The organism is Magnetospira sp. QH-2 (assembly GCF_000968135.1).
Classification (GTDB): Bacteria; Pseudomonadota; Alphaproteobacteria; order Rhodospirillales; family Magnetospiraceae; genus Magnetospira.
The window spans coordinates 2,195,251-2,215,491 of sequence record NZ_FO538765.1 but is presented as its reverse complement, the minus strand read 5'-3'; the positions used below and the strand labels follow the sequence as shown (position 1 = coordinate 2,215,491).

Sequence of the window (20,241 nt, the reverse complement as noted above, 5' to 3'; positions counted from 1 at the left end):
CTGCGACAGGCTCACCTAATTGTCAAACAGTCTGAGCAGGTCATCCAGGTGCGAGATCTCGTTGACGGTCAGGCCTTCGGGGTTCTTGTCAGCGTCCTTTTGGCGCCTTTTGGGAATGATGGCCCGGGTGAAGCCCAGCTTGGCGGCTTCCTTCAGTCGCGCATCGGCCCGTCCCACGGCCCGGACCTCGCCGGACAGCCCCACTTCGCCGAACACCACCGTGCCCTTGGGCACCGGCTTGCCGCCCACGGACGAGGCCAGGGCCGCGGCCACGGCCAGATCCGCCGCCGGCTCGGTAATGCGCAGGCCCCCAGCCACGTTGAGATAGACTTCCTGATCGCTCAGGGACAGGTCGCAGCGGGCATCCATCACCGCCAGCAGCATGGCCAGACGGCCGCTGTCCCAGCCAACCACGGCCCGGCGTGGCGTGGACATGGTCGAGGGCGCGATCAGCGATTGCAGTTCCACCAGCACCGGCCGCGAGCCTTCCAGCCCGGCAAAGACACAGGCGCCGGAGACATCATCTTGATGATCGGCCAGGAACAGGGCGGAGGGGTTGGGGACCTCGGCCAGGCCTTTTTCGGTCATTTCGAACACACCGATTTCGTCGGTGGCGCCAAAGCGGTTTTTGACCGCCCGCATGATGCGGAAATGGTGGCCTCGGTCGCCTTCGAAATAGAGCACCGTATCGACCATATGCTCCAACACCCGGGGCCCGGCGATGGCACCTTCCTTGGTCACATGGCCCACCAGCACGATGGTGATACCGCGCCGCTTGGCCAGCCGGATCAGTTCGTGGGACGAGGCGCGCACCTGACCCACCGTGCCCGGCGCGGAATCCAGATTGTCCAGATACATGGTCTGAATGGAATCGATGATCGCCAGCTTCGGCGCGTCGGGGCCTTCCAGGGTGGCGACGATATCGCGCACGCTTGTGGCAGCCGCCAGTTGGACTTTCGCGTCGGCCAGCCCCATGCGGGCGGCGCGCAGGCGCACCTGATCAACGCTTTCCTCGCCGGAGATATAGGCACAGGGGGCCTGGGCGGAGAGGGCGGCGGTAACCTGCAACAACAAGGTCGATTTGCCGATTCCCGGATCGCCGCCCACCAGCAGGGCCGAGCCGGGCACCAGTCCGCCGCCGCAGACCCGATCGAATTCGGCGATGCCGGTGACGGCGCGGGGGGTCTGCCCCGCCGGGCCGTCCAGATCGACGAACTCGATCTTGCGGCCCTTGCCCTTGCCGAGCCCCTTCGGCGCCGATTCCGGCGCCTGTTCCTCGGCCAGGGAGTTCCAGGCACCGCAGGCTTCGCACTTGCCCGCCCACTTGGGATAGGAAGCGCCGCATTGCTGACAGACATAGCGGGTGGTGGACTTGGGCAAGGGGGGAACTCCGGTTCAGGTAAGGCTATGGGATTGGTTTAGGCGACCGGTTGCGTTAAGACAAGCAAGGTATGCGGCAATCAGAAGGGACGGACCCCATGGACACGGACGACCTGGAACCCAAACGGCCTACCCTGGCGGCGGCGCCGGATCTTTCGGAGATGTCGGTGGAGGCGCTGGAGGAATATATCGGCGACTTGAACGCGGAGATCGAGCGCTGCCGTGCCGCCATCACCCGCAAGGAGGCGGCCCGGGAAGGCGCGGATTCGGTATTCAAATTTTAACCGCTCTTTAACGGAACGCCGGTATCCTCGAAAGTGATCGGCAATCCCCCCGATCTGACTTGGATACCTCCCTGACTGTCGCCGTCTCGCACCGCCCACTTCGCGAGACGGCGATTTTCTGTTTTAGGCTTGAGGTTCCGTCTCGTCCACCGAGCAGGTGTTGATGCCGAACAGGCTATAGGGCGGGCACCAGCCCAGAAAGCCCGTGGCCAGGGGCACCAGGCCGATGAGCCCGATATAGTGCATCGGCGGCTCCAGGGCGAAAAACAGGAAAAAGATAACGATTCCGGCGACGATACGCAGGGCCCGGTCGATGCGGCCGACATTGCGGTTCATGGGGCAACCTCCCGATGGGTGAACTGGCTGGTGGTGAACATGACCACATTCATCGACGGGATCAAGGGGGAACGAAAAGGGAGGCGCCCCACGACGGAGCGCCTCCCGCAATGATCGATAGGGGGGGGCTTACGCTGCCTTCTTCTCGATCTTCGGCGCGGAACCGGCGCCGATCTCGATCTTGCGCGGTTTCATGGCCTCGGGGACCTCGTGCACCAGGTCGATATGCAACAGGCCGTCAACCATGGAGCCGCCGGAGACCTTGATATGGTCGGCGAGCTGGAAGCGGCGCTGGAAGGCGCGGGTGGCGATGCCGCGATGCAGGTAGGTGGCCTCGTCGCCTTCGCTTTCAATCTGGCCGGAAACGGTCAGGGTATCGTTCTCCACCACCACATCGATATCGGATTCGGCGAACCCGGCCACCGCCATGGTGATGCGGTAGTCGTCCTCGCCCAATTTCTCGATGTTGTAGGGCGGATAGGCGGCGTTGGACTCATCCAGACGCAGGGCGCTGTCCATCATGCGCTGCATGCGATCAAAGCCGACGGTGGAACGAAAAAGGGGGGAAAAATCGTAGCGAGTCATGGCATGTTCTCCTTTGAGCAACATGGGTTTCTGTGGCGGGCCGCCGAAGCGCGCCCGGGGTTCAAAAGGCCCGGAACCCGATCGTGGCATTCCGTCCTTAGTCTTCATTTAGTCGGGTTTTTCCCCGCTGCAAGTCTTCAATCGTATCTTTTAAATCCGCCTCTTAGGACGGTTCGGCGGTTTTGCGAATGTCCTCGCATTGCTCCGCGGTGATATCCAGATAGTCGGCGAAACGGGTGATATATCGGGATTCGGCGCTTTTGACCGTGCCGTCGGCATAGGCGACTTCCCAGAGAAACCGGATAATCTCCGGGTATTCATCGTCATCCAGTTGTCCGGTAATAATATGCCAGCATCCGAAATCGCTGGTCTGGCTGTCCGAACTGACGGATCGCACCGCCCGCATCAGCTGATCGACACCGCCATAGGTGATGCCCAATTTGTTGTGCAGCAGATCGCGGATACAGGCGTGCTCCTTGTCATGATAGTCGTCATCGGCATGGGCCACGCGACCGAGCATGATGCAGATCGCCGCCTGAACTTCGTCAAGCTGCTCGTTTCCAACATCAAACCGCTCGAAGTCGATGAGGGCTTGTGTGAGAGATCTGAGCATCTGATTTCCTCCGATGCCGGATGGGGATCCGCAACAAGGCCGCGCCCACAGGAAGCTACGGCGGAACCAGATCCAGCGAATACTGAAAAGTATAGCCAATGGGAGAGGGGTCTCAAAGGATATCCCAAGGGGCAGAGGGAATTGTGACGGGCACGCGGGCAGATATCGGACAGGCAACACAAAAGCCCCGGAGCCGATGCTCCGGGGCCTTGGGATATCCGTTGTGCTCTCGCCCGTGCAGGCGGAAGCTTAGTTCTTGATCCCGAAGGTCGAGAACTTCTTGTTGAACTTGGCCAACTGACCGCCGGAATCCAGCAGACGGTGCACACCGGTCCAGGCCGGGTGCGACTTGGCGTCGATGTCCAGTTTCAGCACGTCGCCTTCCTTGCCCCAAGTGGACTTGGTGGTGAAGGTGGAGCCATCGGTCATCTGGACCGTGATCTCATGGTACTCTGGATGAATGTCGTTCTTCATGTCTTGTGCTCCGAAATTCGAAGGCGCTTGTATACAGAAGCCTTGGCATCGGCGCAAGGGTTGTTCTGACCCCTTGGGCGCTTTATCTAATCCTCAGATCCACAGAGGAGCGGACCCATGGAACTAAGCGCTTTCGAGACCATTGCCGACACCACCCTCGGGAGTTATGCCGAGATCATCGACGAGGCCATCGGCGATGTGGCGGACGTGGACTTCCAAAGCGGCATCTTGACCATCGAGCTCGACAGCGGCGGCCAGTACGTGATCAACAAACAGGCGCCAACCCGGCAGGTCTGGGTTTCCTCGCCCGTTAGCGGCGCCAGCCATTTCACTTACGAAGACGGCGTCTGGCGCGCCACCCGCAGCGACGATGTCTTGGCCGAGATGCTGTCCAAGGAACTGACCGATAAGACCGGGGTAACCGTGGCGCTTTAGCAGGCTGCTGAACAAGTGTTGTCCGACGGCCCGCCGCGCCCTTCGACAAGCTCAGGGTGAGGCTAACATGTTGAAAATTCAAAGGCCCTCATGCTGAGCTTGTCGAAGCATGTGTCGCCACAGGCTCGAAATCGGACTTTCTCAGCAGCCTGTTGGACAGGCGCTAGGCATCGCTCGAGGCTTCGGCCGGTTCAACCGGGCGCCGCAAGGTTCCCAGCGCGATCAAGGCGACAACCGCGGCGATCATCGCGCCACCGAAATAGGGCCAGTCCTTGCCGAAGCTGGCGAAGACAAAACCGGCCCAGGCCGGGCCGATCACCCGGGCCAGGGTCGAGATGGAGCGCATGATTCCCATGGCGCCGCCTTGGTCTTCTTCGCTGGCCGCCAGGGACAAAAGGCTGTTCAGGGAAGGTTGCAGCAGGCTGAACCCTCCAGCCATCAAGGACATGGAAACGGCCAACATCGGCAGTTCCGTGGCCAAGGGCAACAGGCCCAGGCCCATGGCCATGATCGCCGATCCGCCGACCACCAGCTTGGATTCACCGAATATTTTGGCCAGCCGCCCGACCAAACCGCCTTGCATGGCGGCGGCGAGCAAACCAACGCAGGCAAACAGGATTCCGTTTTGGAACGGACCCCAGCCGTATTGCCGCTCCGACCACATGGCAAAGGTGGTTTCCATGCCCGCGAATACAAAGGTGGCGAGAAAGGTCAGCAACAGCAGACGGCCTTGGACGGGGCGCAGGAAGGCCTCGCGGATCTGCGAGATCCGATTGCGCTTGGGCCGGTTTTTGAGCCTTTCGCGGATCTCTGGCGACAGGGATTCCTTGAGCTTGAACAAGGCCAACAGCAAGGCCAGAGCAGACATCCCGGCAGCGGCCATGGAGGGGGTATAGAAGTCGGCGGTGGCCACATCATCTCCGGCCAACAGACCGCCGATGGCCGGACCGAAGATGAATCCCAGGCCGAAAGCCGCTCCGACAACGCCCATGCCCTTGGCCCGGTTGGCCGGGGTGGTGATATCGGCCACATAGGCAAAGGCGGTGGAGATGTTGCCCGCCATGAAGCCGCCCAAGGCCCGCGCGACGAAGAGCAGCAGCAGGGTATCGGCATAGGCCAGCAACACATAAGAGAGCGCCAATCCACCCAGGGTCAGCAGCAAAATCGGCCTGCGCCCGTGTCGATCACTCAGGCGGCCCCAATAGGGCGCGGCGATGAACTGGGTCAGGGAGTAGGTGGCCATCAATAGGCCAACCACGTCCGGCGTGGCATGGAAATGCTCACCGTAAAAGGGCAGCAGCGGGATGATGATCCCAAAGCCCACCAGATCGATAAAGACGATAATAAAGAGTATCAGCATGGGCTCATGGGTAAGACGCTCCGGCGACGGAGGCAAGTCTAAAATGCCTCGAATTCGCGGGTCCTTGATTTGAATGAAAAAACTCAGATAGCGCCCTGTCGGCTTTGGATTTTTGTTTTCACCTGTCTCTCTTCATCCGTTATGCTCCGCGACGGGTTCGATGGGGGTCACCGTCGATACGTGTTGTGGATTGGAGCTTGGCCCGATGGTGAGACCGGGCCGGGCATTCGCGGATCGAATGGGGCCCAGCAAGGCAAGAGCGCCAGGCGCGGTCACGGGAATTTGGTGAATAAACGGAGTCGTTTGAATGTTGTTCATTGTCGGGAGCCCGCGCTCTGGGACATCATGGCTGGGAAAGATTTTCGACAGCCACAAGGAAGTGATCTACCGGCACGAACCGGATATTGTTCAGCGCAACCGTGATATCCCGAATCTCGTGAGCAAGGATGAGATTCCCCAGTATGAGGGGCCTGCCAAGCAATACCTCATGGAGTTGGCGGGGGTGAAGGCTCTTCGCTGTGTGGGCCAATTGCCGTTTTTCAAAAAGAACTATCGCGGGCCGATCAACCAAGCTTTGTTCGAAGCGGCGGTCATCGCAAACCGCGCGCTGTCTTATATCCCCTTGAGCTACTTTCGCGAGCCGCGGTACAGCGTTCCTGAGTTTAAGCAAAAGCCCGTTGGCGACAGCTTTCTGGTGCTCAAGACTGTTTCTTGCTTGGGGCGGGCGCCGTTGTTCGCCGCCGCCGATCCGGATCTCAAACTGCTGCATATCATCCGCCACCCCTGCGGCTACGTGGCTTCGCGCATGCGGGGCGATAAAATCAAGGCCATGAAGGCGGATCCGTTTTTGGCCTTCTTTTCCGAACAGGATGAAATCAAAAATCGTGGTTGGACTTTGGAATACTTGCAGGGTCTGAGTCTGGAAGAGCAAATGGCTATCGGGTGGCTGGTCTACAATGAGCGGGTGGTTCGGCAAATGGATGGCAATCCCAACTATCGGTACATCGTCTATGATCGGCTGTGCGACGATCCCATCGCCAAATCCAAAGAGCTCTTTGAGTCCTATGGCCTCACCTGGGATGAGCAAACCGAAGGGTTCTTGGATCAGTCGATCAATCATTCCAAGGCAAACACGCGCTACTACAGCGTCTTCAAGGACCCAAAGAAGTCCGCCAACAAATGGCGCGAGGAATTGAGCCCGGAAGCCATCGACAAAATTCAGACTCTTTTGGAGGCCAGCCCGCTCGCCAAATTCTTCCAGTGACGGTGTGGCCCTGGGGGGGGCTCTGGTTTCGGAATCACAACGATTTGGCAAGACTTTCTGGCTATCTGGGTGTTATCCTCTCGGCGAAACGACAAAGCGGACACTACGATCCGCGCCTTGCGAGGATTGGCGATGGACGATCTGCTCAGTGAATTTCTGACAGAGACAGGAGAAAATCTGGCCGTATTGGACGTGGAGCTCGTGAAGTTCGAGCAAGACCCCAACGACGCCGATATTCTTGGCAATATTTTCCGGCTCGTTCATACCATCAAGGGAACCTGTGGCTTTCTTGGGCTGCCACGATTGGAAAAGGTCGCCCACGCCGGTGAAAATGTTCTGGGCAAGTTCAGAGATGGGACTCTGAGAGTCACCCCCGACGCGGTGACCTTGATCCTTGAATGCATCGATACCATCCGTGGCATGCTTGACGTTCTTGAACGAACCGAAGAGGAGCCCGATGGGGACGATAGTGATCTGATCGCTCGCCTGAATACGCTTGCCGAAGGGCAGGCGGCCATTATCAAGGCGACCAAGGAAAAGGCCGCGGCCAAATCGGTTGAACCCGTCAAGCCAGAGCCGGAAATCAAGCCTGAACCGGTCTTTGAACCCGAAACGACTCCCGAGCCGATCGTTGAAGCCGATGGATTTCCGGTGGCTGCGGAATTGCTGGCCGAGATTACGGCGGCCGAGGCCGCCGCGCCACCCGAGTCCCCTGTCGGTGAAAAAGCGTCCGAGGATGTCTCAACGCCTTCGGTCCCGGCTATCACCGACTCTTCAAAGCCCAAACACAATCCAAAAGAGGTCGTGGCCAAGGATCCGGGCGCCAAGGATATGTCTTTGGCGGCGCAGACCATTCGGGTCAATGTAAACCTTCTCGAGAACCTGATGACCTTGGTCAGTGAATTGGTGCTGACCCGCAATCAGTTGTCGCAAATGGTGCGCGGCCAGGATGATTCGGAGTTTTCGGTTCCGCTGCAAAGGCTCAGCCACATCACAACGGACCTGCAAGAAGGGGTGATGAAAACCCGCATGCAGCCCATTGGCAATGCCTGGGCGAAGTTGCCCCGCATTGTCCGCGATCTGGCTTTGGAGATGGACAAGAAAATCCATTTGGAAATGCGCGGCGCTGAAACCGAACTGGACCGACAGATCCTTGAACTGATCAAGGACCCATTGACTCATATGGTTCGCAATTCAGGCGACCATGGTTTGGAGCCCACGGCCGAACGAGTCGCCCTGGGCAAGCCGGAGACCGGAACCATCAGCCTGAACGCCTATCACGAAGGCGGCCATATCATCATTGAAATCGGTGACGACGGCAAAGGGATCAATACCGATCGTGTGCGCGAGAAGATTCTGCACAACGGCCTCGCAACCGAAAATGACGTGCTCGCCATGACCGAGCATCAAATTCACCAGTTTATCTTCCGCGCCGGTTTTTCGACGGCGAAAAAGGTGACGTCGGTTTCGGGTCGGGGCGTGGGCATGGATGTGGTGCGCACCAATATCGAAAAGATTGGTGGGACGATCGAACTGAAATCCACCACCGGCAAGGGATCCCTGTTTACCATCAAAATCCCTTTGACCCTGGCCATCGTATCGGCGTTGATCGTGGCCTGCGACGGGGAGCGGTTCGCCATTCCACAAATCAGTGTGTTGGAATTGGTGCGGGCTTCGTCGAAATCCGAACATGCCATCGAGATGATCAGCGAAACGCCGGTGTTGCGGCTGCGCAACCGGTTGCTGCCCTTGGTGTCGTTGGGCCAGCTTCTGCATCTGAATGATCAAGAGATCAACGTGGATGAGGATGCCTTTATCATCGTGACCCAGGTGGGGGCCTATACATTCGGCATCATCGTCGACAAGATTTTTGATACCGAGGAAATCGTGGTCAAGCCGGTTGCCCCCATTCTAAGGGATATACCGTTTTATTCTGGCAATACGATCCTCGGCGACGGGGGGGTCATCATGATCCTTGATCCCAATGGTATTGCCTCGGCGTCGGGAGATGTGGACCTGGCCGCGGAAGAGGAACGCGCCGCCGAAGAGGAAAAAGAAAGGCTATCGGCCGAACAGATCACCAGCCTGTTGGTCTTTAAGGCCGGTTCAGAAGAGCCAAAGGCCGTCCCCTTGGCTCTGGTGGCGCGGTTGGAAGAGATTGATCTGGCCGATGTGGAATTCAGCCATGGACTGCCGATGATTCAATATCGAGGGCGGTTGATGCCCTTGGTTCCATGCGCCGGTTCCCACGACCAGGGACGCACCGGACAGCAGCCTATTCTGGTCTTTACCGAGCAAGACCGGTCCATGGGACTGATGGTTGACGAAATTGTCGATATCGTCGAGGACCAACTGGATATCGAACTCCCGTCGCCAATGCCGGAACTGATTGGAACGGCGGTGATTGCCGGGCGGGCCACGGATGTGATCGATGTTGGGTATTACCTGACTCAGGCCTTTAGTGATTGGTTCGGCTCCGCCGATCAAGAAGCCTACAAGAGCTCGGATGATCAATCCGGGCACCGGGTCTTGCTGGTGGACGACAGCCCATTTTTCCGCAATTTGCTGACCCCTTTGTTGACCATGGCGGGCTACAGCGTGGTTTCCTCGGAGAATGCCGACAATGCTTTGAAGTTGCTCGGTGGAGACCATGAATTCGATGCCATTGTCAGCGATATCGAGATGCCGGGTATGGATGGGTTCGAATTCACCCGTACCCTGCGCGCGAACCCCCGATGGGCGGAGGTCCCCGTCATTGCCTTGTCTTCCCATGCCACGGATCAGGATTTTGATCATGGCCGAGAGGCGGGATTTACGGATTATGTGGCGAAATTCGACCGGGATGCCTTGGTCCGGACCCTGAATGAAACCCTTTCCGTGTTGGCCGGTGGCGACAGTTCAAGAGGATGAATTGACCATACTATACGACTGTACAGGGCTCGGACGGTTTGCTAGGGTTCCGTAGGTCTTGAAGACAAAAATCTAGCACAAACGGGGGCGGAACTCCCTGTCCCGGCGAATTGGTGGAGAACGATGAAATCCTGTCTGATCGTTGATGATTCCAGGGTGATCCGAATGGTTGCCCGAAAAATAGTGGATGAGCTCGGATTCGAGCCTGTCGAGGCTGCTGATGGCAAGGAGGCCTTGGATGCCTGCCAGAAGAATATGCCTGAATCAATTCTGCTCGACTGGAATATGCCGGTCATGAGCGGCATTGAGTTCCTCCGCGAGATGCGCAAGCTTCCCGGTGGCGACAAGCCGGTGGTTGTATTCTGCACGACGGAAAACGACATCGAGCATATTCAGGAAGCCATTGAGGCTGGCGCCAATGAATACATCATGAAACCATTCGACAGCGAAATCATTCAGGCGAAATTTGCGCAGGTGGGTTTGCTGTGAACACCGATTCATTCGGTTAAGCAAGGTGCAAGTGGCTTTCAAAGCGGAACAATCGCACGCTCCAGCAGAAACAACGGATGCCCCCATCCGCGTGATGCTGGTTGACGACTCCGCCGTGGTCAGAGGGTTGTTTTCCCGGTTGTTGGAAAGCGATCCAGGCATCAAGGTGATCACGTCGGTGGCCAATGGTAAAATGGCGGTCAACAGCCTCAACCACCAAGAAATCGATGTGGTCGTGCTCGATATTGAGATGCCGGTGATGGATGGCATGGAAGCGCTGCCTAAAATGCTGGCACTGAAACCGGATGTTCCAATCTTGATGGCCTCTACCCTCACATTGCGGAACGCCGAGATTTCCATGAAAGCGCTGGCCGATGGGGCGGCGGACTACCTGCCCAAGCCGGCATCGACGAAAGAGATTGGCGCAGAGGGCGGGTTTCGGCGGGAGTTGCTTGAGAAAGTGCGGAACCTGGGCCTCGCACGCCGCCGCAGGATTGCCAGGGCAGGCGCGACCGCGGGCTCGGCGCCCAAGACGCGGCCCGGTGCGTTCAGCAAGCCGACTTCGACTGGAATGCCGCGAACTCATGAGACCGCAGAAGCGAACGCTCGGCGATTGCCCGGTACGGGTTTCACCTTGCGGGAAGCGGGGCGGGAGCCGGTGGAGGTTGTTGCGATCGGCAGTTCCACCGGGGGCCCACAGGCCCTTTTTGAGGTTCTCAAGGGGCTTCGGGGAGGATGCCGCCAACCAATCTTGATTACGCAGCATATGCCCGCAACTTTTACCACGATCTTGGCCCAGCATATCAACCGGATGACCGGATGGGACTGCGTTGAGGGTGAAACGGGCATGCCGATCACCGGCGGTCGGGTCTTGGTGGCGCCCGGCGGATATCATATGGTGGTGGAAAGGCAAGGGTCGCAAAATGTCATTCGATTGGATGATGGCCCGGAAGTAAATTTTTGTCGCCCGGCTGTCGATCCGTTGTTTGACAGTATTGCCGCGGTCTATGGCGGCCATGCGCTGGGAATCATATTGACCGGCATGGGGACGGATGGATTGAGAGGCGCAACAAAGATGGTCGAGGCCGGAGGCACCATTCTGGCTCAGAACGAGGCGACCAGCGTGGTCTGGGGCATGCCCGGCGCGGCGGCGGGGGCCGGAATATGTAGTGATGTTCTGCCCGTCGGTGATATGGCCTCGAAAGTGGTTCGGCTGCTGACAAGGAGAGGGCGATGACTCCGGACGATTTCCAGTTCATCGCCGACTTGCTGAAAAAGCAATCAGGATTGGTGCTTAATCCGGACAAGGGATACTTGCTGGAAAGCCGGTTGATGCCTGTGGCCCGAGAACGAGGCATGAAGGACCTGGATGCGCTGGTGGCGCAAATGCGGCGCCGGGACACGGCCTTGATCAAGGAAGTCATCGAGGCCATGACCACCAATGAGTCCTTCTTCTTCCGAGATATCAAGCCCTTCGATATGTTCCGCGATGTCACTCTGCCGGCCCTGCTCGAATCACGGGCAAGCCGCAAGAGCCTGCGCATATGGTGCGCTGCGGCTTCCAGCGGTCAAGAACCCTATTCGCTGGCCATGATCCTCAAGGAACAGGCCGCGAAGCTGGCCGGATGGAAGGTCGATATTGTCGGCACCGACATTTCCACCCAAATGCTGACCAAGGCCAAGGCAGGCAAGTACTCCCAGTTCGAGGTACAGCGTGGTCTGCCGATCCAAATGCTGGTCAAATACTTCAAGAAAGAGGACGAAAACTGGTTCATATCGCCCGAGCTGCGGAAAATGGTCCAGTTCCGCGAATTCAACCTGCTTGATGACCTGCGGGTGCTCGGCTCATTCGATGTGGTGTTTTGCCGCAATGTGCTGATCTATTTTGATCAGCCAACAAAAACCCAGGTCTTGGATGGATTGGCCGGGGTCCTGCCCGAAGATGGCTCTCTGTACCTTGGTGGCGCGGAAACAGTGTTGGGCTTGACCGATCGATTCGAACCGCTTCCCGGTCATCGTGGACTCTATAGATTGACCGGTGTCGGCGGAAAAGCCACGCCTACGGAACCGGCGGCGGGGGGAGATCGGCCCAAACGGACTTGGGGCGCGGCACGGACCGCGGGGGCCAAACCCGCTTTCGCCAAGCGCCCAGGGTCGGCTAGCCGCCCAGATGCGGGCAGCGGCATACGGCCAACCAAGGGGCCTCGCTCATAATACGACTTTGTTGGAAGTCCGAGCTTGTCAGCTTGCTGGTGTCTGCTCGGCGGGTGCATCGCCTGCACCCTCGGTGACCGGCGTTCCCTCATGGGGATCGCGCAGCACGTAGCCCCGGCCCCAGACGGTTTCGATGTAGTTGGCGCCACCCGTGGCGGTGGTCAGCTTCTTACGCAGTTTGCACACGAATACATCGATAATTTTCAGTTCCGGTTCATCCATGCCGCCATAAAGATGGTTCAGGAACATCTCCTTGGTCAGAGTCGTGCCCTTGCGCAGGGATAACAGTTCAAGAATGCCATATTCCTTGCCGGTGAGATGGATAGGCGTGCCTTCCACATCGACCGTGCGGGCTTCCAAATTGACCGACAACTTGCCGGTCTTGATCACCGGCTGGGCATGGCCCTTGGAGCGACGGACAATGGCCTGGATACGGGCAATCAATTCGGCCTTGTCAAACGGCTTGGTCAAATAGTCATCGGCGCCGAAGCCGAGCCCTTTAACCTTGTTGTCCGGCTCGGTGAGCCCCGACAGGATCAACACCGGCGTTTCCACCCGGGCATCACGTAATCGTTGCAGAACTTCGTAGCCGTCGATATCCGGCAGCATTAGATCAAGCACGATCAGGTCGTAGTCATAGAGTTTGCCTATTTCCAGGCCATCTTCGCCCAAATCGGTGGAATCTATGACCATACCAGCGGACTTGAGCATCAGTTCGATGCTCTTGGCCATGTTCGGATCGTCTTCGACGAGGAGTACGCGCATGGGTATATCCGGTTCGTGTCACCGTTAATGAATATGGCTCATGGTAACCATATGTTGGGGAATCGTCATCCATTACTTTCAATAGCTGGATATTTCCTCGAAAATAGCGGGGATCGTTGGAGGTGCGTCATGCCATTGCATGTGAAAAGCCTGATTCGCGAGATTGAACGCCTGCCGGATCACCAGGTCTACGGCAAGGTATCCGGAGTTCAGGGCATGTTGGTGGAATTGGGTGGCATGCATGGCGCCCTTTCCATCGGCGACCATTGCCGAATCATCGGGCGCAACGACCGGCAGATTATTTGCGAGGTGGTCGGTTTCCGTCATGGCAAGGCTCTGTTGTTGCCGTTCGGTCAGTTGGACGGTGTGGCACTGGGGTGTCGCGCCGAACTGGGGGTGACCGAGCCGGTCATCTATCCCGATGACAATTGGCTGGGCCGGGTGGTGGATGCATTCGGCGAGCCGGTGGATGGCAAGGGCCCCTTGTCCTCGGGCCATCGCGCCTATCCGGTACGCAACCGGCCACCGCCGGCCCATGGTCGACAGCGGGTGGGCGACAAGATCGATCTGGGCGTTCGGGCGATGAATACGTTTTTGACCTGCTGCCGCGGTCAACGAATGGGTATCTTCTCGGGATCCGGCGTGGGTAAGTCCAGCCTGCTTTCCATGATGGCCAAACATACCGAAGCCGATATCAGTGTGATCGGGCTGATTGGCGAGCGCGGACGCGAGGCAAGGGAGTTTATCGAGGACGACCTGGGCGAGGAGGGCATGGCACGCAGCGTGGTGGTGGTCGCCACCTCCGACGAACCGGCCCTGATTCGGCGCCAAGCCGCCTATATGACTTTGGCCGTGGCCGAGTATTTCCGCGACCAGGGTCACGATGTGCTCTGCTTGATGGATAGCGTGACCCGATTCGCCATGGCGCAACGGGAAATCAGTCTATCGGCGGGAGAGCCTCCGGCCAGCAAGGGCTATACCCCCACCGTTTTCGCGGAACTGCCGCAACTACTCGAGCGGGCCGGACCGGGAAGCGCGGGCCAAGGATCCATCAGTGGCCTGTTTACGGTACTCGTGGAAGGGGATGACCACAACGAGCCAATCTCAGATGCCGTGCGCGGGATTCTCGATGGGCACGTGGTGTTGGACCGGACCATCGCCGAGCGAGGCCGTTACCCGTCCATCAATATTCTGCGTAGCGTGTCGCGAACGCTGCCCGACTGCAACACGCCGGAGCAGAACCATCTGGTCAGCCGTGCCCGCAAGCTGTTGGCCACCTATGAAGACATGGCCGAATTGATCCGCCTGGGTGCCTATCGACGCGGCACCGATGCGGCGGTGGACGAGGCCATTCAGTACTACGAATTCCTCGAAGGATTTCTCAGTCAGGACATGGTGGAAAAAATCACATTGGAGCAGGGCTATCAGCAGTTGGCGGTGATCCTGGGAGAAGCCTATGGCGATGTCTTGCCAGACTCTGAAGAAGCGGTAGAAGTGGCGCCGGCAGCAGCCCCTGCCGCTCCTCAATCATGACCGCCTAGATCATGGCTGAAAAAGATCTCCATACGCTGATCCGGTTGGCACAGTTCACCGTCGATGAACGGCGACGGGCACTGGGCGAGCGGCTGAATGCGCTCTACCAATTGGAGGAGCAGAGCCGAAGGCTGGAAGAGCAGGTGGTCGAAGAACAAGAGATTGCCGCCCGTTTGCCGCAATTCGCGCTAACCTATGGGGCTTTCGCGGACGGGGTCAATGCCAAGCGGGAACTGCTGGCCAAGGCAACCGCCGACGTGGAGGCATTGGTTGAGCAGGCTCAGGAACACCTCGGTGAGGCTTACATCGACCTGAAGGCCTACGAGCAAAGCCAGAAACTGCGCGATGCCCGTACCAAGCAAGAGGAAGACCGGCGGGAACAGGCGCAACTGGATGAGATCGGCATGCGCTCACACCTGTTGAAGGTGGAAGAGAACCGTTAACAGGCTGCTGAAATAGTGTTGTCCTACGGCCCGCCGCGCCCTTCGTCCCTCGACAAGCTCGGGATGAGGAAGCTCAGGGTGAAGCTAACATGTTGAGAAATAAAAGGCCCTCATGCTGAGCTTGTCGAAGCATGTGTCGCGATACGCTCGAAATCGGACTTTTTCAGATGGCGGTAATCGAGCAGTCAGGGATTGCCTAGACAGTCAGCTGGTCTCCACACTCGGTCTTGATCAAGGATCCGGGTCAATTCCTGGACATGGAACAGAGGAGACCAGCTATGGAGTATTTTGTTGGAATGGACGTATCGATGGCAAGCATTTCGATCTGTGAGATTGATGCAAAGGGAACCGTCATTCGCGAAGGCAAGGTGTCAAGCACACCCGAGGCGGTCGCCACTTGGCTCGAGGAAAGCGGGCGTGGCTTTGCGCGAATTGGGTTGGAAGCTGGCCCTCTGGCGCCTTGGCTGTACGCAGGACTGTCCAGTCGGGGCCTCCCTGTGATTTGTATCGAGACCCGGCAAATGAAGGCCTTTGCCAGCGCCAGCCCAGTCAAGACGGACCGTCGCGACGCCCGCTTGATCAGCCAGGCGATGCGGACCGGTTTGTACCGCGCGACCCACGTCAAGACCGCGCGCAGTCAGGAGCTCCGGATGGTGCTGACCCATCGGGAGACCCTGGTTCATCAGGTCCGTCAGTTGTCCAATACGGTACGAGGAACATTGAAAGCTTTCGGCCTCAAGGTCGGTATGGCGCGCGGACGCCTTTTCGCGGCGCGGGTTCGGGAATTGACGGCTGATAACCCGCACCTCAGCGCAGCCGCCGAGCCGCTCTTGCTTGCGCGCCAAGCCTTGCTCGAACAACTCGACAAGCTCGACCGGCAGGTTCATGCCGCTGCGCGCGATGATAGCGTTTGCCGGCGCCTGATGACCGTTCCCGGCGTCGGCCCGGTTACCGCCCTCGCTTTCAGGACAGGACTCGACGTGCCGGAACGGTTTCAAAAGTCGGTCATGGTCGGCGCCCACTTCGGGCTTGTCCCACGCAGATACGCCTCGGGAGAGCAGGACCGAAGCGGCCCCATCAGCAAGTGCGGAGATGCCATGGTTCGTTGGCTTTTGTTCGAGGCCGCCAATGCACTTCTCACTCGAACCCGCCGTTGGTCCTGGCTCAAACACTGGGGGCTCGCGGTCGCCAAAAGGCGCGGGATGAAACGCGCCAAGGTAGCCGTTGCCCGGCGTCTCGCCGTAATCATGCATCGCATGTGGATCGACGGCACGGACTTCCAGTACCGCAAGGAGGAGACCGCCATCTAAACACAACGAAAACCGAGATCGCCTGAAGGGCGGCCAGGACGCGTGGCGACGCGCGGGGCTCGGATGACAGCGCGCAGGCTGCAGTGGCGTAAGACCACGCTTTTCAGATTGCTGCACCCGATCCCCCTTGATCCCCATCATGCGGCGACGACGTCGACCGCGGACAGAAGCAAAGGGCGCCACATAACCCAGGTTCAAACCGACGGCTTGGAAATCAGCTTGACTCAAATGACTCGATTACAGAAGCAGCCTGCCTTTCGCGTTTAATTCGCCGACAGGGCGTCGATCTGAGCCGCACCATCCCAGGCCACCACCCGGTTTCGGCCTTGGTCCTTGGCCCAATACAGAGCCTGATCGGCGCGCTCGATGGTTGCCTCCACGGTTGCCGTGTCGATCAATTCTGCAAGGCCGAACGAAGCCGTGACCGGAAGCTTTTCATTGTTGTTCAAGGGGATGGGGGTAACGGCCAAGGTCTCGCGCAGGCGTTCCACCGCCTGCTTGCCGGTATCCAGGGTGGTGTTGGGCAAGAATAACAAAAACTCTTCGCCGCCATATCGAAACACGTAGTCAAAGGGTCGCAGGCTGGTCAGGAACGATTCCGCTGCCAAAGCCAAGACCTTGTCACCTGTCTGGTGACCGTAGGTGTCATTGACGGCTTTAAAATGGTCCAGGTCGGCAAGAGCGATGCAGCAAGGCTCGCCGGTGCGCAAATGGCGCTCGCGTTCCCGTTCCAGTTCCCGTGTCATGGCTTGTCTGTTGTGAACGCCGGTCAGCGGGTCCAGATCCTGGTGAGCTTGCGAGAAGGCTTTTTCCAGCCGTCGGGCTTGGGCCAAGAAGGCATTGAAAGAATCGGCAAAGGCATCATAGTCGGCCCGGTCCAGAATTTCGCCAGAGCGGGCACGGCCCATCAGCGCATGGGCCCGATCATGCATGTCCCGGTGCAGGCGCGACAGGGTATGCAGGGCCGGTTGGTCCATCAGTCCCCGATGCTGGTGGCGCACATACCAGGTGCCGAAGCGGCACAGATGGTGGGGATCGTAACTCAGTTCGTGGGCGAAGGGGGGCGACCCACAGGCTATTTCCCGGTGCCATTCTTTTAGCCAGATCAGGTGATTCCCGATGGCCCGGTCCAGTTCGTCAAGTATTTCGGCGGGGGTCACGGGAGCTCCTTGGGCATCTCGGGGAACACGCTGGAGAAGGTTTCGCGGAGGGCTTCGTCCACTTGCGCCATGGTGACCGGTTGTCCCAAATCATGCAACGACGTAACCCCGTGCGCGGCAATACCGCAGGGGATGATTCCTTCGAAGTGGCTCAATTCCGGGTTCACGTTGATGGCCAGGCCATGGAAGGTTACCCAGCGTCGCACCCGCACGCCGATGGCGGCCACTTTGTCTTCCCGGCCGTCATCACGGACCACCCAGATACCGACACGGTCCTTGCGGCGCTCGCCTCGAACATCAAACCGGGCCAGGGCGGCAATGATCCAATCCTCCAGCCCATGCACGAAGGCGCCCAGGTCGCGCCCCCGCTTGCGCAGATCGAGCATGACGTAGGCGATGCGTTGCCCCGGACCGTGATAAGTGTATTGGCCGCCACGCCCGGTCGCATGGACGGGGAAGCGGTTAGGATCCAATAAGTCCGTCGGTTTGGCGCTGGTGCCCGCGGTATATAGGGGAGGGTGTTCTAGAAACCAGATGCACTCCGGGGCCGATCCGTTGTGGATGGCCGCCACGCGTTGGTCCATTTCCGCCTGAGCGGCCCCATAGTCGACGAAGTTCTCCGGGGCGCGCCATTCCATCTGATCGCTGTTGTGCATGACAGTGTCTTATAATTCGACCCGACCGCTGGCAATGGATGATTTTGTTGGCGTCGGTCCGCCTCTTTTTATCGGCCATCCCTGCGCCCCGGGTTCGAAGCGGGGCCAATGACGCCCAGAGGCAAGGGTCTGTTTCCAATGGACGGATGAGGGAATGACCGCAATCTGGATAAGATACCGAGAATTCAGGGGCACTTGGCCCCGGTGTAGAAGCACCTGTGGATTGAACATCAATGCCTCGCCCGCCTTCAAGGGCACCGCCTCGGGCGTGTACGACAGGCCATGGGCCTGGGCCAAGGGGCTCAAATCGTTCAGACGATCCTCCACCGCGGGATAACCATAGCCAAGGCGCGCGAATAATTTGCTTTGATCGATGGGCAAATACAGGGTCGGCGCCTGATGCTCTTCTACATCGTTGAGGAAGCATAGAATTTTAAGCTGCCGCGTGGATCCGACATCAAAGTGCCAGTCATTGGAATAGTTGCCCGGTGCGCCGGGATCGCTCATTTGCAAGCTATACCAATCCGCATGATATTCGCTGCCGAAATAGGCCGTGAGGGCGGAATCCGTTTCATCGGTAAACACCTGACTCAGCAGCTCTGCGATAAAGCCCTGCTCTAGGACCCGGTTCGAGTCTTGGTCGATGACTGCGCGATAGGCCGCGCAGGTGGCAGAATCCAACAGGGAAAAGGTCGCCATGTGGTGGTTGCGGATTGAGTGGGTTTGATCAATCGGGGCGCGTTGGAATTGTCCCCGGCAGCGCCTGTGATAGTCCACCCGCCCTTGGGTCACATCGAACTGATGGATCGTCCGAGCGTAACTTGTGGGGTCGAGTTTGAAACCCGTTACCGAATCCATTTTCTGCATGTGTGAATAGTAAAACCACAAATCCTTTTTGCCTAGGTCGGGCATTTGCATCACCCGGTTACACGGGATTGCTTCCGGGGTCCCAATAGGGCCAGTTCCCCGACTGACATTCGTCCTGCCAGGGGCGCATGGCCGGACCGATGCAGATTTGCAGCATATACCGCTCGGCCCGGGTCGGGACCACGCCCCGGTGCAATAGCCGTACCGGATTGAATAGCAGCGCCTCTCCGGCGGCCATGGCCAAGGTTTGGGGGTGATAGGAGAGATTGAGGATACTCGCCAATTCGCTCAGATCGTCCAACCGTTGTTGTTTTGGAGGAAATGCGTAGCCCGCCCGGGCAAAAGCTTCGCTCTGCGCCACGTCCAGAACCATCGTCGGTCCGCCGTGGTCGCCGGTGCCGTTGAGATAGCAAAGCAGCTTCAGGCAATGGCTGCTCCAGGCATCGAAGTGCCAGCCGAAGGAATAGGCGCGCCCATCGCCAACATGGAATTTCTGAAAGCTGTACCATTGCGGCCGATAGTAGCTTGCAAACCATCCGGTTAAGGCCTGATCCAATGCGGGCGTGAACACCCTTGTTAACAGGTCGGCCAGGAAATCCTGGGTCCGCAGGTGCGCCGGGTCTCGATCCATGAGATCACGGAGTTCGGCGGCATGGACCGGTTTCAGCAGGGGTAAGGTCGTGAAAAACGTTTGTCCGAGGTCGCTGGATCGGATGGGGTGGTCGCTAGCGTAGGTGGCCTGACACTGTTCGTGAAATGCCGCCGCGCCGTCCTCGCCGTCCAATTTGTTCAACGCCCGCGCATAGGCGCCACGATCCAATTCGAGGGTCCGGTCCGACGCACCCATGGGCGTCAAAGGGGCTTTGAATAGGCTGTCATGCGTAATCGTAACCGGTTTTCTCCAGGAAGTCTTGATCCGATCCATTGAAGGTGCTATCCCCGCGCTCTGTGGCGTCGCAAGGCGTCCATGATGCGGTCGTGGCGGAACTGGTAGACGCGCAGCGTTGAGGTCGCTGTCCTAGCAATAGGGTGGAAGTTCGAGTCTTCTCGACCGCACCAAAATTCGAAGGCCCGCTGCCGAAATGGCGCGGGCCTTCACCGTTTAGCCCAAGATTCTGTTTTACCCATGAAAAAGCGACCTTCGGATGAATCCGATGGGGTAT

The 20,241-nt window shown here is 58.7% G+C and carries 20 protein-coding genes, 1 tRNA gene and 1 pseudogene; 11 read left to right on the top strand and 11 right to left on the bottom strand.

The genetic code is table 11. From position 1 onward, the window contains the following. Window positions 1-15 precede the first annotated feature (15 nt). A complete protein-coding gene (radA, locus tag MGMAQ_RS10480) occupies window positions 16-1,380 on the bottom strand; it encodes a DNA repair protein RadA (protein WP_046021510.1) in 1,365 nt (454 codons plus the stop codon). A 98-nt stretch (window positions 1,381-1,478) separates the two neighbouring features. Between radA and MGMAQ_RS10475 the strand changes: the two genes are divergently transcribed. Further along, window positions 1,479-1,664 carry a DUF1192 domain-containing protein gene (locus tag MGMAQ_RS10475; RefSeq protein ID WP_148560922.1) on the top strand — a complete coding sequence of 62 codons (186 nt, stop codon included), beginning with the start codon at window positions 1,479-1,481 and terminating at the stop codon, window positions 1,662-1,664. Window positions 1,665-1,787: 123 nt separating this feature from the next. Here MGMAQ_RS10475 and MGMAQ_RS10470 read toward each other — a convergent pair whose 3' ends face one another. The 4 genes from MGMAQ_RS10470 to rpmE form a co-directional block, all read right to left on the bottom strand. Continuing rightward, entirely contained in the window at window positions 1,788-2,000 is a 213-nt protein-coding gene (locus MGMAQ_RS10470; RefSeq protein ID WP_046021508.1) for a DUF2892 domain-containing protein, read from the bottom strand. 129 nt (window positions 2,001-2,129) lie between these two features. After that, complete coding sequence (locus tag MGMAQ_RS10465; protein ID WP_046023203.1) at window positions 2,130-2,585, bottom strand: Hsp20 family protein; 456 nt, start codon at window positions 2,583-2,585, stop codon at window positions 2,130-2,132. Between the two features lie 163 nt (window positions 2,586-2,748). Continuing rightward, complete coding sequence (locus MGMAQ_RS10460) at window positions 2,749-3,198, bottom strand: TerB family tellurite resistance protein (protein WP_046021507.1); 450 nt, start codon at window positions 3,196-3,198, stop codon at window positions 2,749-2,751. A 249-nt stretch (window positions 3,199-3,447) separates the two neighbouring features. Then, window positions 3,448-3,672 (bottom strand): 50S ribosomal protein L31, encoded by a 225-nt coding sequence (rpmE, locus tag MGMAQ_RS10455; protein ID WP_046021506.1) that lies wholly within the window; start codon window positions 3,670-3,672, stop codon window positions 3,448-3,450. A gap of 117 nt (window positions 3,673-3,789) precedes the next feature. Between rpmE and cyaY the strand changes: the two genes are divergently transcribed. Beyond that, entirely contained in the window at window positions 3,790-4,107 is a 318-nt protein-coding gene (gene cyaY, locus MGMAQ_RS10450; RefSeq protein WP_046021505.1) for an iron donor protein CyaY, read from the top strand. A 163-nt stretch (window positions 4,108-4,270) separates the two neighbouring features. Here cyaY and MGMAQ_RS10445 read toward each other — a convergent pair whose 3' ends face one another. Then, window positions 4,271-5,503, bottom strand: a complete 1,233-nt coding sequence (locus MGMAQ_RS10445) for an MFS transporter (protein ID WP_256379956.1) — start codon at window positions 5,501-5,503, stop codon at window positions 4,271-4,273. Window positions 5,504-5,774: 271 nt separating this feature from the next. Between MGMAQ_RS10445 and MGMAQ_RS10440 the strand changes: the two genes are divergently transcribed. The 5 genes and pseudogenes from MGMAQ_RS10440 to MGMAQ_RS10420 all read left to right on the top strand — a co-directional run. Beyond that, entirely contained in the window at window positions 5,775-6,731 is a 957-nt protein-coding gene (locus MGMAQ_RS10440; RefSeq protein WP_046021503.1) for a sulfotransferase, read from the top strand. 132 nt (window positions 6,732-6,863) lie between these two features. Next, entirely contained in the window at window positions 6,864-9,641 is a 2,778-nt protein-coding gene (locus MGMAQ_RS10435) for a chemotaxis protein CheW (protein ID WP_046021502.1), read from the top strand. A gap of 123 nt (window positions 9,642-9,764) precedes the next feature. Next, the gene (locus MGMAQ_RS10430; protein WP_046021501.1) at window positions 9,765-10,130 is read left to right on the top strand and encodes a PleD family two-component system response regulator; all 366 of its coding nucleotides are present in this window, start codon (window positions 9,765-9,767) and stop codon (window positions 10,128-10,130) included. Window positions 10,131-10,224: 94 nt separating this feature from the next. After that, window positions 10,225-11,367, top strand: a complete 1,143-nt coding sequence (locus tag MGMAQ_RS10425) for a chemotaxis response regulator protein-glutamate methylesterase (RefSeq protein WP_046021500.1) — start codon at window positions 10,225-10,227, stop codon at window positions 11,365-11,367. After that, window positions 11,364-12,167, top strand: a pseudogene (locus MGMAQ_RS10420) (protein-glutamate O-methyltransferase CheR); the annotation flags it as partial. The gene MGMAQ_RS10425 and the pseudogene MGMAQ_RS10420, both read left to right, overlap by 4 nt. A 204-nt stretch (window positions 12,168-12,371) precedes the next feature. On the opposite strand, the gene ctrA reads toward MGMAQ_RS10420, so the two are convergent. Beyond that, entirely contained in the window at window positions 12,372-13,109 is a 738-nt protein-coding gene (gene ctrA, locus MGMAQ_RS10415; protein WP_046021499.1) for a response regulator transcription factor CtrA, read from the bottom strand. A gap of 129 nt (window positions 13,110-13,238) precedes the next feature. On the opposite strand from ctrA, the gene fliI reads away from it, so the two are divergent. The 3 genes from fliI to MGMAQ_RS10400 all read left to right on the top strand — a co-directional run bounded on the left by fliI (window position 13,239) and on the right by MGMAQ_RS10400 (window position 16,395). Then, window positions 13,239-14,642, top strand: a complete 1,404-nt coding sequence (fliI, locus tag MGMAQ_RS10410; protein ID WP_046021498.1) for a flagellar protein export ATPase FliI — start codon at window positions 13,239-13,241, stop codon at window positions 14,640-14,642. A gap of 11 nt (window positions 14,643-14,653) precedes the next feature. Further along, complete coding sequence (locus MGMAQ_RS10405; RefSeq protein WP_046021497.1) at window positions 14,654-15,085, top strand: flagellar FliJ family protein; 432 nt, start codon at window positions 14,654-14,656, stop codon at window positions 15,083-15,085. 278 nt (window positions 15,086-15,363) lie between these two features. Further along, on the top strand, window positions 15,364-16,395 hold the full coding sequence (locus MGMAQ_RS10400; protein ID WP_046020119.1) for an IS110 family transposase: 1,032 nt from the start codon (window positions 15,364-15,366) through the stop codon (window positions 16,393-16,395). Window positions 16,396-16,658: 263 nt separating this feature from the next. Here MGMAQ_RS10400 and MGMAQ_RS10390 read toward each other — a convergent pair whose 3' ends face one another. Genes MGMAQ_RS10390 through MGMAQ_RS10375 form a run of 4 tightly spaced genes read right to left on the bottom strand, consistent with a single transcriptional unit; the run spans window position 16,659 to window position 19,925 of the window. Beyond that, window positions 16,659-17,555: a diguanylate cyclase gene (locus tag MGMAQ_RS10390; RefSeq protein ID WP_046021495.1), complete on the bottom strand. Its 897-nt coding sequence runs from the start codon at window positions 17,553-17,555 to the stop codon at window positions 16,659-16,661. Further along, the gene (lipB, locus tag MGMAQ_RS10385; protein ID WP_256379955.1) at window positions 17,552-18,211 is read right to left on the bottom strand and encodes a lipoyl(octanoyl) transferase LipB; all 660 of its coding nucleotides are present in this window, start codon (window positions 18,209-18,211) and stop codon (window positions 17,552-17,554) included. The genes MGMAQ_RS10390 and lipB overlap by 4 nt, the downstream gene beginning before the upstream one ends. A gap of 9 nt (window positions 18,212-18,220) precedes the next feature. Then, window positions 18,221-19,078, bottom strand: coding sequence for a hypothetical protein (locus MGMAQ_RS10380; protein WP_158498832.1), 858 nt, complete (start codon window positions 19,076-19,078; stop codon window positions 18,221-18,223). A 58-nt stretch (window positions 19,079-19,136) separates the two neighbouring features. Beyond that, the gene (locus tag MGMAQ_RS10375; RefSeq protein WP_148560920.1) at window positions 19,137-19,925 is read right to left on the bottom strand and encodes a hypothetical protein; all 789 of its coding nucleotides are present in this window, start codon (window positions 19,923-19,925) and stop codon (window positions 19,137-19,139) included. A 125-nt stretch (window positions 19,926-20,050) separates the two neighbouring features. Here MGMAQ_RS10375 and MGMAQ_RS10370 point away from each other — a divergent pair. After that, window positions 20,051-20,137 (top strand) — tRNA-Leu (locus MGMAQ_RS10370). The last annotated feature ends 104 nt before the right edge of the window (window positions 20,138-20,241 follow it).

Coding starts and splice junctions, on each gene's coding strand:
- MGMAQ_RS10475 (WP_148560922.1), top strand. CDS start 1,479: ATGGACACGGACGACCTGGAACCCAAACGGCCTACCCTGGCGGCGGCG.
- MGMAQ_RS10470 (WP_046021508.1), bottom strand. CDS start 2,000: ATGAACCGCAATGTCGGCCGCATCGACCGGGCCCTGCGTATCGTCGCC.
- MGMAQ_RS10465 (WP_046023203.1), bottom strand. CDS start 2,585: ATGACTCGCTACGATTTTTCCCCCCTTTTTCGTTCCACCGTCGGCTTT.
- MGMAQ_RS10460 (WP_046021507.1), bottom strand. CDS start 3,198: ATGCTCAGATCTCTCACACAAGCCCTCATCGACTTCGAGCGGTTTGAT.
- rpmE (WP_046021506.1), bottom strand. CDS start 3,672: ATGAAGAACGACATTCATCCAGAGTACCATGAGATCACGGTCCAGATG.
- cyaY (WP_046021505.1), top strand. CDS start 3,790: ATGGAACTAAGCGCTTTCGAGACCATTGCCGACACCACCCTCGGGAGT.
- MGMAQ_RS10440 (WP_046021503.1), top strand. CDS start 5,775: ATGTTGTTCATTGTCGGGAGCCCGCGCTCTGGGACATCATGGCTGGGA.
- MGMAQ_RS10435 (WP_046021502.1), top strand. CDS start 6,864: ATGGACGATCTGCTCAGTGAATTTCTGACAGAGACAGGAGAAAATCTG.
- MGMAQ_RS10430 (WP_046021501.1), top strand. CDS start 9,765: ATGAAATCCTGTCTGATCGTTGATGATTCCAGGGTGATCCGAATGGTT.
- MGMAQ_RS10425 (WP_046021500.1), top strand. CDS start 10,225: ATGCTGGTTGACGACTCCGCCGTGGTCAGAGGGTTGTTTTCCCGGTTG.
- ctrA (WP_046021499.1), bottom strand. CDS start 13,109: ATGCGCGTACTCCTCGTCGAAGACGATCCGAACATGGCCAAGAGCATC.
- fliI (WP_046021498.1), top strand. CDS start 13,239: ATGCCATTGCATGTGAAAAGCCTGATTCGCGAGATTGAACGCCTGCCG.
- MGMAQ_RS10405 (WP_046021497.1), top strand. CDS start 14,654: ATGGCTGAAAAAGATCTCCATACGCTGATCCGGTTGGCACAGTTCACC.
- MGMAQ_RS10400 (WP_046020119.1), top strand. CDS start 15,364: ATGGAGTATTTTGTTGGAATGGACGTATCGATGGCAAGCATTTCGATC.
- lipB (WP_256379955.1), bottom strand. CDS start 18,211: ATGCACAACAGCGATCAGATGGAATGGCGCGCCCCGGAGAACTTCGTC.
- MGMAQ_RS10380 (WP_158498832.1), bottom strand. CDS start 19,078: ATGCAGAAAATGGATTCGGTAACGGGTTTCAAACTCGACCCCACAAGT.
- MGMAQ_RS10375 (WP_148560920.1), bottom strand. CDS start 19,925: ATGGGTGCGTCGGACCGGACCCTCGAATTGGATCGTGGCGCCTATGCG.